The organism is uncultured Corynebacterium sp. (assembly GCF_945649885.1).
Taxonomy (GTDB): domain Bacteria; phylum Actinomycetota; class Actinomycetes; order Mycobacteriales; family Mycobacteriaceae; genus Corynebacterium.
This window is the reverse complement of sequence record NZ_CALZFS010000093.1, coordinates 1-11,681: the sequence shown is the minus strand read 5'-3', so window position 1 is coordinate 11,681 and position 11,681 is coordinate 1. Positions and strand designations below refer to the sequence as shown.

Below are 11,681 nucleotides of genomic sequence, written 5' to 3'. Positions count from 1 at the left end.
ATTCGGCTACCGGATCTAACCGAATACCCTCAGACTTCGTTTTAGGACAGCTATAACTAAAATTGGTGTACCAAGCAGTGGGAAAGAGTACAATCTGACGATTGTGAAGTCGCAAGATATCTGAGCATTCTCAAATGATCTCATCGTTCACGAGGCGAATTCTACGTCAATGAATAATGTCACAAGGCCAGCTCTAAACCCCCTTGCCCTCTATGTATTCTTCAACAATCTCGTTGGCACTGCTCTCTCCACGAACGGCCCTGACGAGGGATTTAAGTTCGTTGGTGGTGATGGTGCCGCTGACCCAGTTGAGGACTTCGCGTTCTTTTCTCACGAGGGTGGGTTTACGGTAGATGGGGACAATGTTTTGTGGGAGTTCATTCTCTCCTGCACAACCGGTGGCGTTGGAAGGGTCGGAGGCTGCCAGCTGTGGGGGCAAGGAGCCGAGGAGTTCGGCGTAGGTGCGGTCGCGCCACTCCCCTGTGTTGCGTTCTGCTTCACCGTTTTCTACAGCTTCGAGATATTCAGCTTCCAGGGCTCGTGCCCTGACCGGGTCCACGTATTCCAGGAGGCTGCCGGTACAGGTAATGATGAGGTCGCTTGTGCCGTCGTTGAGCCCCTCGAAGGGATTCTCACGGAAATTATCATCAAGTTGAACCACGGCGATACGGGAGCGTTTCTGGATGACTGTTTCATAAAGTTTGCCCAGGACCCAGCTTTCTGCGGAGTCAGGGTCGATGGCGATGTAGAGGTTTTCGCTGCTTTCCAGCGTGGGACGTGCGATGGGTTCGAGTGTTTCGCAGGCAACCAGTCCGGTTGCACTCATAACTGAGATCAAGCCTGCCATGGCCCACTTCACGCCCCTGTGTTTCATAGCTGGTCACTTTACCTTGTGGGTTTTGTCATCATGTGGCGGGCGATCATATCGCGGGCATCGCGGGCACGGTCAGGGTTGCAGAGGATGTCATAACGGCCGGCCACGATCTGGGTGGCGGAGGTGAAGTCACGCTTGCCGCGAGACGCCCAGTAGGGAACGGCGGCAAGAACAACTCCGAAGATGACACCCATGACCAGGCCAGTGAGCAGGGATGAGAACCAGAAGTCAGACATCAGGCCCATGACCAGGCCGAAGAACAGTCCCAGCCAGGCACCGGATGCCGCACCGCCTGCGATCACTCGTCCCCAGGTGAGCCGGCCGGTAACTTTTTCCACCTCCATGAGGTTGACACCGACGATGGTCAGTTCAGTTACGGGAAATTCTTTGTCGGAGAGCATGTCCACTGCTTGCTGTGCTTCTTCATAGGTGTTGAAGCTGCCTACCGGCCATCCTTCCGGCTGTTGCTTCAGTCCTGGCATCTGCCTGTTTTTTGCGCTCGGTTGGCCTGGCTGCATCGTCATTGAATCATCTTCCTTACACCTGATTTAGTTGTCTTAGTATCCGTATATGTCAACGTTTTGTAGGGCACAAAGGTTCCCTCTCCCTGTAGTGTCCGTGTGAGGCGTTAAGCTGTGTGCCATGAGTGGAATTTCCCGTGTCTACGCAGGTCGCCTATCAGGCATGGTGGTGCGTGGCCCTGATACTGATGTGATCGGGCGTGTGCGTGATGTGGTTGTCACCATCCGGCCCAATGGGCAGGACTCCCGCGCACTCGGCCTGGTGGTGGAATTGGTCAATAATAAGCGGCGTATCTTCCTACCGATGCTGCGCATTGCTGCGATTGAGCCGAAGGACATCACCTTGATCTCCGGTTCGGTGTCTCTGCGTGCCTTCCGTGTGCGTACCGGTGAGCTACAGGTCATGGGTGACATCTTAGGAACCAAGGTGCATACCGATGATCCGGAGCTGGAGCCGTTGCATGGCCGTGCCGTGGAGATCGCTGATATTGAGCTGGAGTTAAGCCGTACGCGTGACTGGATCATCTCCCGTGTGGCACTGATTGGTGAGCGCCCCAAGTTCGGCCGGCGTCCCCAGTTGCATGTGGCACCGTGGAGCCACGTACACGGGATCACGGCTGCTGGTGTAGGTGAAACCGACCAGACTGCTGAGCTCATCGCCGGTTTTGAGGATATGCGTCCTGCGGATGTGGCAAAGCAGCTCTACGGGCTGCCGAAGAACCAGCGTGACATGGTCACCGGTGAGCTTGATGATGACCGTCTGGCTGATATCCTCCAGGAGCTCAGTGAGGACCGTCAGGCCGAACTGATTGAAACCCTGGATATTGAACGTGCTGCGGATGTTCTGGAAGAGATGGATCCGGATGATGCCGCCGACCTGCTGGGTGAACTCCCCGATGACAAGGCTGATGTCCTGCTCGAACTGATGGACCCGGAGGAGTCCGCTCCGGTTCGTCGTCTGATGAGCTTCAGTCCGGATACGGTGGGTGCTCTCATGACCCCGGAACCACTTATCATGGATCCGGCCACCACTGTCGCCGAGGCACTCGCTCTGGCACGTAATCCGGATCTGCCCACCTCCCTGGCCTCCCTGGTGTTTGTGGTGCGCCCGCCTACAGCCACACCCACCGGCAAGTATCTTGGATGCGTGCATCTGCAGAAACTTCTCCGTGAACCTCCCTCCAGCCTGGTGGGTGGCATCCTGGATCCGGATCTTCCTCCGCTGTACGCCAGTGATTCCCAGGAAACCGCAGCACGATTCTTCGCCACCTATAACCTGGTGTGCGGTCCGGTACTTGATGAAAATGGTCACCTCTTGGGCGCTGTGGCCGTGGATGATCTGCTTGATCACCTCTTGCCCGAAGACTGGCGCGATACCGGGATTCGTCCCGGAGTAAAGGAGGTCACCCATGGGTGAGTACATCCGTTCCGACCTGGATACCCCACTGCTTCGCACCAAGCGTCAGAGATTCAAATTCGATGATGACACGATCGGCACCTATGCCGAGAAGGTGGCGCGTTTCTTCGGCACCGGCCAGTACCTCTTCTGGCAGACCATCTTCGTGATCATCTGGATCATGCTCAATGTCGGGGGCTTTGTCTGGAACTGGGATCCCTATCCCTTCATCCTGCTCAATCTGGCGTTCTCTACTCAGGCTGCCTATGCTGCACCGTTGATCCTGCTGGCCCAGAATCAGCAGGAGGACCGTGACAGGGTGACCATCCTGGCGGATCGTCGCCGTGCTGAGGAAACCCCGGCCGAGCCGGAGGTCCTCGCCCGTGAGCTGGCCGGTGTCCGCCTGGCTGTGGGCGATATGGTCACCCGTGACTATCTCCGTCATGAGCTGGAGGATCTGCGCAACCTTCTGGAACGTGTGGAGGCCAAGCTTGATGATGCTGTGGCCTCACGGATCATGGATCCGCAGGATTTCAACGCCCCCACCCAAGGTGATATTGCTGAGTAATCTGGGGTGGCATGACTACCACTACACCCTGGGCGGAAGCCTTCACTGAGGTTGGTTGGGCTCTGCCTGAGATTCTGACGACAGCTGGCAAGGATCGCGCAGTCTCCTGTCTTGAGCAATATTTCGCACATAATGAGGCCAGCAGCCCCATTTTCACCGGTTCCCTCTTCGAACATGGCACCAACAAGAGCGACAAGATCACCGCAGAGGATCTGCTCGCACTTTCCCTGCTGGATGTTCCGGTGCGCGGATACCAGGTGGCGCACTTCCTCACCCCGTCTGACACCGCGAAAAAGGTGGACCTGGATGAGGTCGCCACCCGCGACTTCACCGCCCACCAACTCCCCTATCACCTGGGACAGATCAATAAGATTCTCGCTTCCATCCCCACCGATGTGGCCTTGAGTTCTAAGAAAGCCGCCGCCCTCATGCCCGCCGGTGACCAGCTCTGGGTGGCGCTGCGCAGAAAAGGTTTCGGGCCTTCTCGGGTAAGTAAACTCATGGCGCGCAAACGCCCCAAGCTCTTCCCCATCATTGATTCCGTGGTGGCAGAACAGCTGGGCGCAGACAGCCTGGGGTTCTACGACAACCTCCGCACTATTCTGCGGGCTGAAGACAAGGCCCTGAACAAGCACCTCAAAGATATCCGTGCTGAAGCTACCAAGCGGTCTGGAAATGATCATATTGCTGAGCTCAGCCCCATCCGGGTCTTTGACATTGTGGTGTGGATGTCAGGGAGAAAGCAGGCTTAGGAGTTATGTGGCTTGCGGACTACTATGTTTAGGTGATGTCTCAAGTAACCGAATCCGCTGTCCGCAGCGCGCTATCCCGCGTAGAGGATCCAGAGATCGGTAAGCCCATCACGGAGCTCGGCATGGTCAAATCTGTGGCCATCGATGGCTCTGATGTGAAGGTAGAAATCTACCTGACCATCGCGGCTTGCCCGATGAAGACCACCATCGTTGCCAACACTGAGGCGGCCGTCAAGGACGTCGAGGGTGTGGGCAATGTCCAGGTAGACCTTGATGTGATGAGCGATGAACAACGTCGTGAACTCCGCGTCAACCTCCGTGGTTCAGGCACTGAACCAGTGATCCCTTTTGCTCAGCCGGGATCCACCACGCGTGTCTACGCTGTGGCGTCTGGCAAAGGCGGTGTGGGTAAGTCCTCCATGACTGTCAACCTTGCTGTAGCCCTGGCTGCCAAGGGTCTGTCCGTGGGTATTCTGGATGCAGATATCTACGGCCACTCCGTTCCCGCCATGCTGGGCTCCGATGCCCGCCCGCACCAGGTCGATGACATGATCATGCCGCCGCAGGCGCATGGTGTGAAGATGATCTCCATCGCACACTTCGTGGAGGGCAACGCACCGGTTGTATGGCGTGGACCAATGCTCCACCGCGCAATTCAGCAGTTCCTCACCGATGTGTTCTGGGGCGACCTGGACATCCTCCTGCTGGATCTGCCACCGGGAACCGGCGATATCGCCATCACTGTCGCACAGCTGATCCCGAATGCGGAACTGCTGATCGTGACCACCCCGCAGGCTGCTGCAGCTGAGGTGGCTGAGCGTGCCGGCTCCATCTCTGTCCAGACCAACCAGAAGGTCGCCGGAGTCATCGAGAACATGTCCGCCATGGTCATGCCTGATGGTTCCACCATGGATGTCTTCGGTACCGGCGGTGGTGAGAAGGTGGCCAGGCGTCTGTCCAATATCACCGGTGATGATGTTGAGGTCATCGGTTCCGTACCCTTGGATCCTGCTCTGCGCATCGGTGGCGATGTGGGTAACCCCATCGCCATTTCCGAGCCTTCCTCCCCCACTGCTGCAGCCATCAATGCGATCGCTGACAAGCTGGCCACCCGCAAGGTCTCCATCGTGGGTAAGACCCTGGGCCTCGGAGTGAAGTAACCCCCACCTGCATATAGCAGAAGGCCATCACAGTTCAGACTGTGATGGCCTTCTACTATTCAGGTATTGCGTGGCAGGGTGCTCTTAGATGATGTCCGTCCAGGAGTATCCGCCACCTGATGCTGCAGGACCATTGTCCTTGTTCTGCTCTGGTTGTTCCGGGCGTTCGACCACCTGGGTGCGCTCGGGTTCCTCACCGGTTTTCGCCACCTGCTTGCGGTGTGCTTTGCCCGCGGTCTCATCGGCCATGATCTTCTTGGGGTCAAAGGAGTCGAGGAACTCATTGTCATCATCAAAGAGTGCGCGGGTGATGGCGGTCTTGGGTGACATGCTGCGAATCTGGGCGATCTGGGAGATCGGCTTACGGATCTCATCGAATTCCTCACCGAAGTCAGTGTCCAGGTTTTCCTTGGCATTGTTGATGGCGGTGCGTGCCGCAAAGATTGCTGCCTTGACGTCCTCAATCAGTCTGGGGAGTCGTTCCGGGCCCACGATGACAAGCCCCACGATGAAAAGCAGGAGGATCTCTCCCCAACCGACGTTAGAAAACATGCATCCAGACCTTCACTATTTAAAGCGTGAATTTTAGCGACCCTGGGTGCGACGGACTGCGCGCACCACGGATTCAACTTTAGCCACAAAAGACTCCGGGCGTTGAATTGCGCAGTCATCTGCACCCGGTCCGGGTGAGCATTCATTGGCCAGGCTCATCAGCTTGGCCTTGAGGTCAGTGGGTGCGGTGACCTGTTCGTTCTTGCATTCCTCACGGACATAGTCCACGGTGTCGCGCTGTTTGCTGATTTCTTCACGGCAGTCCGCGCAGTGCACCAGGTGCAGGCGGGCGCGGTGCATGGCACCGTTGGTCAGTTCATTGTCCACAAACATCGCCACGGCATCTGAGGAGAGGTGGTCAACTGAGGCGAACTTCTGGGCCTTGCTCTGTGCCTGTAGGGTCTTTTCCACGATCTTCGTCTTGATGACGCCACTGACCTTGATGGCATCGCGTTGAACCGCAGCAGAGGGGTGGAGACGACCCTGGCTGGTGGGTTTCTTCTTGACTGTTCGTGGTTCACGGAGCTGAGAGCTGAGTTCCCCAGTGGTGTCGGAATTGAACATGGTTTTCCGATGACCTCCTGTGTGCTCTTGAATGACGGATGAATGTGGAACGTGGGATGTTGGTGAATCGTTATTTTCCACGCTACCTATTTAATTAAACGTTTGTCATCGCGTCTATGTTCCCGACCCTGGTTTCCGGCATGAAAAATGTCCTGTTCCTTGCTCACTGACGGATAACATCACCACTGGTAGCAGCAGATGGAATCCCCTCATCAAGACTGCATTCCCCTGGACTTTCATATCCGAGGGGAATACTTGTTTTGAAGGTGAAATTTAGGTGGTGGGGACCAGCAGAGAGACTTCCTCATCGGTCTTTGCTGCTGCCTCGAGGTTGGCACGGAGCTGGCTGCGGCCCCGGTGGATGCGGGAACGAACCGTGCCCATCTTCACCCCGAGGGTTTCTGCGATCTCGTCATAGCTGAGCCCCACAACATCACAGAGGATAACGGCTACACGGAAGTCCGGGCTGAGGTCATCCAGTGCTTTCTGCAGGGCCGGGTCCAGGTTGGCCACGGTGTAGGCCTGTTCCGGGGTCATGTCATTGCCCGGGACACGCTCATAGTCCTCCGGCAGTGCCTCCATGCGGATCTTTCCGCGGTGGCGGACCATGTCCAAGAAGAGATTTGTGGTGATGCGGTGCAACCAGCCTTCAAAGGTGCCCGCCTGGTAGTTCTTCAGGGAGCGGAAGACCCTCATGAAGGTTTCCTGGGTGAGGTCTTCGGCGTCATGTTGGTTGCCGGAGAGCCGGAATGCCAGGCGGTAGACGCTGTCGGCGTGTTCTGCGACAAGCTCCCCCCAGGAGGGCATCTCAGCCTGCCCGGCATCGAACGCGGCGGTACCGGTCAGCTCTTCGGTAGGTTCTACCAAAGCGTGATCAGGTTCAGCAGGTGCGAGAGGTCGGGGCTTCTTTGTCATAGTCCTAATTGTGCCGGACTGGACTTGGGAAATCTAGACGTTTGCCTGTGCATCAACTGGCAAAATATAAAAGTTTCCTAAATGAGACTTCTGGGGCGATAAATCCCCGATTATCCTGCGTGTGTTACCCCCACAACCCTCACCCTGGGCATAGACTGTACGGCGTGAGTAATGCCTTCGAGTTCCTTCGTAACTACGTCGAATCCACCACGGAGATCGACCCCGCCCTGGCAACCGCTCGAGAGGATGCCGCCGAGTTCGGCCTTCCCGTCCCTGATGAGGTGACCGGACAGTTGATCACCACTCTCGCTGCAACCACCAATGGTGAGGGTTCCACCGGTGCGATTGCCATCACGCCGGCAGCTGGTCTGGTCGGCCTCTATATTCTCCGGGGTCTAGCCGATGGCACGATCTTGACCTGCATCGATCCAGAGACTGAGCATCAGCGCCACGCCAAGGCCACCTTCCGGGAAGCTGGTTATTCCCCTTCGCGGGTGCGTTTCCTACCTTCTCGCCCCCTCGATGTGATGGGGCGGTTGGCATCGAATAGTTACCAGCTGGTTTTCGGTCAGGTCTCCCCCATGGATCTGCGCGCCTTCTTTGACGCCGCCTGGCCACTACTGCGCCCGGGTGGAGTTCTCGTGATTGCTGATGCACTGCTTGATGGCACCGTGTCGGATGAGACCCGTAGGGATCGCGATACTGTGGCGGCCCGGGAAGCTGATGAATATGTCCGCTCCCTCGATGATGCCCATGTGGCACGTCTCCCCCTGGGTGCTGGACTGACCCTGGTGACCAAAAAGCTTTAGTCCGGGAACACACCCCCAGGTCATTCACTACGGCAGTCAATGCTGCCTGTGGTTAAGCTTTATGAATGAATTCTGATCTTGAGAAGAGCACCCACTCCCGCCTGAAAACTGTTGTCGTCCCCGCAGCAGGACTGGGTACACGCTTCCTCCCCGCCACCAAAACAGTCCCTAAGGAACTACTCCCCGTAGTAGACACCCCAGGAATCGAACTGGTCGCAGAAGAAGCAGCCGAAGCCGGAGCCACCACCCTCGCCGTGATCACAGCACCAGCAAAAGACGGCATCCTCGCCCACTTCGGCAACTTCTCAGAACTACGCCAACACCTGGAAACCAAGGGCAAAACAGCAGAAGCCCACAAAGTAGCCCGCGCCGCTAACATCATCACCGTCGAAGGCATCGTCCAGGACCAACCACTCGGACTCGGCCACGCCGTCGGCCTCGCCGAACAAACACTGGCCCCCGACGAAGACATCTTCGCCGTCATGCTGCCCGATGACCTCGTCCTACCCATCGGTGTTACCTCACAGATGCTCAAAGTCCAAGAACAGTTCGGCGGCACAGTCCTATGCGCCATGGACGTACCACTAGAAGAAGTCTCCAAATACGGCGTCTTCGACATCATCGATGTAGCTGACCAACCCACCGTCAAAAAAGTCCGTGGCATGGTGGAAAAACCCACCCAAGAAGAAGCACCCTCCACCTTCGTAGCCACCGGCCGCTACCTCTTCGACCGACACATCTTCGACGCCCTACGCCGCATCACCCCAGGCAAAGGTGGTGAACTCCAACTCACCGACGCCATCGACCTGCTCATCCAGGAAGGCCACCCCGTCCACATCCTCATCCACACCGGCCAACGCCACGACCTCGGCAACCCCGGCGGCTACATCATCGCCTGTATGGAACTCGGCATGGACCACCCCGTCTACGGAGAAACCATCCGCAACGCCATCAAAAAAGCAGCCCAGAAACTCAGCTAAACACTCCCTAACAAAACGTATGGAGCGCACCTGGTTTAAACCAGGTGCGCTCCATGTGTCGATAAGCAGTGGTGTTAAACCACTTCGTTCTTACCCACCACAACAACGCCACCGGCGCTGACCGTGTAGCGTTCGGAGTCGCGTTCATGATCCACGCCGATGAGTTCACCGTCGCGGACCACCACGTTCTTGTCCAGGATGGCGTGGCGGACCACGGCCCCCTTGCCGATGCGGACACCTGGCATGAGGACGGCACCTTCAACGGTGGCGCCTTCCTCAACCACCACGTTGGTGGACAGTACGGAGTTACGGACGGTGCCTGCGGAGATAATGGATCCCGGGGCAACCATGGAGGACTGTGCAATTCCGCCCTGGACGAACTTGGCTGGAGGTAGGTTTCCTTCCACGGTGGTGTGGATCGGCCAGCTAGCGTTGTACAGGTTGAAGATCGGGTGCACGGAGATCAGATCCATGTGGCACTCGTAGAAGGCGTCGATGGTACCGACATCACGCCAGTAGCCCTTGTCGCGTTCGGTGGCGCCAGGGACGGTGTTGCCGGAGAAATCATAGACATGTGCATCGTTGCGGTCCACGAAATAAGGGATGATGTCCCCACCCATGTCATGCTCGGAATCTTCATCCAGGGCGTCATCCTTGAGAGCACTCACGAGTGCCTCCGTGGTGAACACGTAGTTGCCCATGGAGGCGAAGGTGGCCTCCGGGTCATCAGGGGTTCCGGGAGGATCAGCCGGCTTCTCCAAGAACTCAGTGATATTGCCCTGATCATCGGACTGGATGCAGCCGAAGGCGGTGGCCTCTGCACGTGGGACACGGATACCGGCCACGGAGACAGACTTGCCGGAAGCGATGTGCTCCTCGACCATCTGGCTGGGGTCCATGCGGTAGACGTGGTCTGCGCCGAAGACGATCACATAATCAGGCTTCTCATCTGAAATGAGGTTGAGGGACTGGAGGATGGCATCTGCCGAACCTGTAAACCAACGCTTGCCCAGACGCTGCTGTGCAGGTACCGAGGCGATGTACTGGCCGGTCGGACCAGAAACATTCCAGGAAACGGAGATATGCCTGTCGAGGGAATGCGACTTGTACTGCGTCAATACGCAGATCTTTAAGTAACCGGCGTTAACCAGGTTGGAAAGAACAAAGTCAATAAGACGGTAGGTTCCACCGAAGGGGACGGCCGGTTTGGCACGGTCCTCCGTCAGTGGGAACAGACGCTTACCCTCGCCACCAGCGAGAACGATTGCTAATACATTTGGTCTACGCTTCACGCCTTCAACCATAAATCGAAAATTACATTCCCGCTTGAAAGCACAGAATTATAGTCATTTGGTGGGGTGGTCCACAGGGGGTTGCAAACCCCTGCAGCCTGCACTGTGGCGGGCTAACCTCATGGGTATGAGAGTCGGAATGATGACAAGAGAATATCCACCAGAGGTCTACGGCGGAGCCGGTGTCCATGTGACAGAGCTGACCCGCTTCATGCGTGAGATCGCTGAGGTGGATGTCCACTGCATGGGTGCACCACGTGATGCGCAGGGCGTTTTCGTCCACGGTGTGGATCCCGCACTGGAGGAGGCCAACCCTGCGATTAAGACCCTATCCACTGGTCTGCGCATGGCAGAGGCCGCCAACAACGTTGATGTCGTGCATTCTCACACCTGGTACGCGGGCCTGGGTGGTCACCTTGCTGGCCGTCTCCACGGCGTCCCGCATGTGGCCACCGCACACTCCCTTGAGCCGGATCGACCCTGGAAGCGTGAGCAGCTTTCCGGTGGATATGATGTCTCCTCCTGGTCTGAGAAGAACGCCATGGAATACGCGGATGCTGTGATTGCGGTGTCGGCACGGATGAAGGATTCCATCCTGGCGGCCTACCCCCGCATCGAGCCGGATAATGTGCGCGTGGTCCTCAATGGCATTGATACGCAGCTGTGGCAGCCGCGTCCGACCTTCGATGATGCAGAGGACTCTGTCCTCCGTGGGCTCGGTGTGGACCCCTCCCGTCCGATCGTGGCTTTCGTTGGCCGCATCACCCGCCAGAAAGGTGTGGAGCACCTGATCAAGGCTGCCGCCCACTTTGATGAGGGTGTCCAGCTGGTGCTGTGCGCTGGTGCCCCGGACACCCCGGAGATCGCAGCACGCACCAAGGCTCTGGTGGAGGAACTCCAGGCCAAGCGTGACGGCATCTTCTGGGTGCAGGACATGCTGGGTCAGGACAAGATCCAGGAGATCCTCACCGCGGCCGATACCTTTGTCTGCCCGTCCATCTATGAACCACTGGGCATCGTGAACCTGGAGGCCATGGCATGTAACACCGCTGTGGTGGCCTCTGATGTGGGCGGCATCCCGGAGGTCGTGGTTGATGGCACCACCGGTGCCCTGGTCCACTATGACGAGAACGATGTGGATACCTTCGAACGTGACATCGCAGAAGCCGTGAACAAGATGGTGGCTGACCGTGAGGCAGCGAAGAAGTTCGGTCTGGCTGGTCGTCAGCGAGCCATCAATGACTTCTCCTGGGACACCATCGCCCAGCAGACCATTGATGTGTATAAGTCTCTGATGT

13 protein-coding genes are annotated in these 11,681 nt (G+C 57.4%); 7 read left to right on the top strand and 6 right to left on the bottom strand.

Annotated elements, in window-relative coordinates; genetic code table 11:
• Nucleotides 1-193 precede the first annotated feature (193 nt).
• The gene (locus Q0M74_RS10200; RefSeq protein WP_293954061.1) at nucleotides 194-826 is read right to left on the bottom strand and encodes a hypothetical protein; all 633 of its coding nucleotides are present in this window, start codon (nucleotides 824-826) and stop codon (nucleotides 194-196) included.
• 59 nt (nucleotides 827-885) lie between these two features.
• Entirely contained in the window at nucleotides 886-1,398 is a 513-nt protein-coding gene (locus tag Q0M74_RS10195) for a general stress protein (RefSeq protein ID WP_293954059.1), read from the bottom strand.
• Nucleotides 1,399-1,516: 118 nt separating this feature from the next.
• On the opposite strand from Q0M74_RS10195, the gene Q0M74_RS10190 reads away from it, so the two are divergent.
• Genes Q0M74_RS10190 through Q0M74_RS10175 form a run of 4 tightly spaced genes read left to right on the top strand, consistent with a single transcriptional unit; the run spans nucleotide 1,517 to nucleotide 5,271 of the window.
• Nucleotides 1,517-2,812 carry a magnesium transporter MgtE N-terminal domain-containing protein gene (locus Q0M74_RS10190; RefSeq protein ID WP_293954057.1) on the top strand — a complete coding sequence of 432 codons (1,296 nt, stop codon included), beginning with the start codon at nucleotides 1,517-1,519 and terminating at the stop codon, nucleotides 2,810-2,812.
• Nucleotides 2,805-3,359 (top strand): DUF1003 domain-containing protein, encoded by a 555-nt coding sequence (locus tag Q0M74_RS10185; protein WP_293954055.1) that lies wholly within the window; start codon nucleotides 2,805-2,807, stop codon nucleotides 3,357-3,359. Before Q0M74_RS10190 ends, Q0M74_RS10185 begins: the two co-directional genes overlap by 8 nt.
• A gap of 11 nt (nucleotides 3,360-3,370) precedes the next feature.
• Nucleotides 3,371-4,111: a DUF6308 family protein gene (locus Q0M74_RS10180; RefSeq protein WP_293954053.1), complete on the top strand. Its 741-nt coding sequence runs from the start codon at nucleotides 3,371-3,373 to the stop codon at nucleotides 4,109-4,111.
• A 35-nt stretch (nucleotides 4,112-4,146) separates the two neighbouring features.
• Nucleotides 4,147-5,271, top strand: coding sequence for an Mrp/NBP35 family ATP-binding protein (locus Q0M74_RS10175; protein WP_293954051.1), 1,125 nt, complete (start codon nucleotides 4,147-4,149; stop codon nucleotides 5,269-5,271).
• Between the two features lie 84 nt (nucleotides 5,272-5,355).
• On the opposite strand, the gene tatB is transcribed toward Q0M74_RS10175, so the two are convergent.
• From tatB to sigE, 3 genes are all read right to left on the bottom strand, one after another.
• On the bottom strand, nucleotides 5,356-5,823 hold the full coding sequence (gene tatB / locus Q0M74_RS10170; RefSeq protein ID WP_293954049.1) for a Sec-independent protein translocase subunit TatB: 468 nt from the start codon (nucleotides 5,821-5,823) through the stop codon (nucleotides 5,356-5,358).
• A 33-nt stretch (nucleotides 5,824-5,856) separates the two neighbouring features.
• Nucleotides 5,857-6,387 (bottom strand): anti-sigma factor, encoded by a 531-nt coding sequence (locus Q0M74_RS10165; RefSeq protein ID WP_293954047.1) that lies wholly within the window; start codon nucleotides 6,385-6,387, stop codon nucleotides 5,857-5,859.
• A 273-nt stretch (nucleotides 6,388-6,660) separates the two neighbouring features.
• A complete protein-coding gene (gene sigE, locus Q0M74_RS10160; protein ID WP_293954045.1) occupies nucleotides 6,661-7,302 on the bottom strand; it encodes an RNA polymerase sigma factor SigE in 642 nt (213 codons plus the stop codon).
• 164 nt (nucleotides 7,303-7,466) lie between these two features.
• Between sigE and Q0M74_RS10155 the strand changes: the two genes are divergently transcribed.
• Nucleotides 7,467-8,111, top strand: a complete 645-nt coding sequence (locus Q0M74_RS10155) for an O-methyltransferase (RefSeq protein ID WP_293954043.1) — start codon at nucleotides 7,467-7,469, stop codon at nucleotides 8,109-8,111.
• Nucleotides 8,112-8,176: 65 nt separating this feature from the next.
• Nucleotides 8,177-9,091: a UTP--glucose-1-phosphate uridylyltransferase gene (locus tag Q0M74_RS10150; protein WP_293954041.1), complete on the top strand. Its 915-nt coding sequence runs from the start codon at nucleotides 8,177-8,179 to the stop codon at nucleotides 9,089-9,091.
• A gap of 74 nt (nucleotides 9,092-9,165) precedes the next feature.
• Here the strand turns inward: Q0M74_RS10150 and glgC are convergent, their stop codons facing one another.
• Nucleotides 9,166-10,395, bottom strand: coding sequence for a glucose-1-phosphate adenylyltransferase (gene glgC, locus Q0M74_RS10145; protein ID WP_293954039.1), 1,230 nt, complete (start codon nucleotides 10,393-10,395; stop codon nucleotides 9,166-9,168).
• 115 nt (nucleotides 10,396-10,510) lie between these two features.
• Between glgC and glgA the strand changes: the two genes are divergently transcribed.
• Nucleotides 10,511-11,681, top strand: a 1,171-nt coding sequence (gene glgA / locus Q0M74_RS10140; RefSeq protein WP_293954037.1) for a glycogen synthase, incomplete at its 3' end; no start/stop codon positions are given.